The organism is Rhizobacter sp. P1_G5 (assembly GCF_056405435.1).
This window is the reverse complement of sequence record NZ_JBFUCB010001046.1, coordinates 1-1080: the sequence shown is the minus strand read 5'-3', so window position 1 is coordinate 1080 and position 1080 is coordinate 1. Positions and strand designations below refer to the sequence as shown.

Annotated in this window: 1 protein-coding gene; it reads right to left on the bottom strand. The window is 56.1% G+C overall.

The window, feature by feature from the left end:
- The coding region (locus AC1D12_RS33870) for a calcium-binding protein (RefSeq protein WP_477845457.1) at nt 1-1080 on the bottom strand (1080 nt) is incomplete at both ends.

Sequence of the window (1080 nt, the reverse complement as noted above, 5' to 3'; positions counted from 1 at the left end):
CCGCACCGGTGATGATGCGGTCGTCGCCCTGCCCGCCGAAGACCAGGTCGTCGACGCTGCTGCCGACGATGAAGTCGTTGCCCTGGCCACCGTCGAGCAGCGGGGCTTCTTGCGCGGTGAGCAGCGGCGTGCCGGCCAAGGCCTGCGCCTCGGTCTGCTCGACCACCGCGAACAGCCGGTCGTCGCCGGCGCGGCCGACGATCTGCGTGGCGTTGAAGGACGCGGGGCTGGTGGCGCTGCTGCCGAGCGAAGCGCCCCCGGTCATCACGTCGCTGCCCTTGCTGCCTTCGACGCGGTAGAAGCCGGCGGCAATATCGGTAAAGTTACTCGCCACGCGGCCRGTGCCAGCCCAAGCGGCATATTGTTGCGTGGCGTCTGAGACAGCAAAATTGACGGTCTGCAGAGGATTTATTGGATTCACTGCTGGCGGCGTACCAGGCAGTCTTATTCCGAAATCAAGATTCTGAAAGTCCTTGATTATTACCGCCCCACCGGGACGGAGCAATGTCAACTCGGAAAAATTCGCATCGAGAAGGTAGGTGATTGGTGCATTGACATCTGATTCGTCTATCCAAATAGTAATCCCATTTGAACTAGACAGGAGTGTACCACTGCCATTCAGAGTGCGTCCAGCAAGCTTCAAAACATCAGAAACATCGCTCGACAAAATAGTGTCGGTTCCTTCATTGACTCCAATTATGTAAGTGTCAGCGCCTGAGCCACCATCGAGTTCATCGTTGCCGCCCCCACCAATTAGGGAGTCATCACCACCTTCACCGAAAAGCTTGTCGTGCCCTTGCCCACCGAATAGAACATCATTATCCCCGCCCCCTTCCAATATATCATTACCATTTACCCCAACCAGCACATCACTACCCTTGCCCCCTATAAGCCGATCCGACAGATCACCGCCGACCATCACATTGTTTTCAAGCTTCTTACCCTTGCCATCTAACGAACGAGCATCAAGAGTGGTGATTGCCAATGCCCCGGAATAGAAAATACCAACCGAGTTCCACTCGGAAGCCACCAACTGGTACAGATCCGCCGGCAACTGCAAGTTAAGCCAGCGAATAAAGG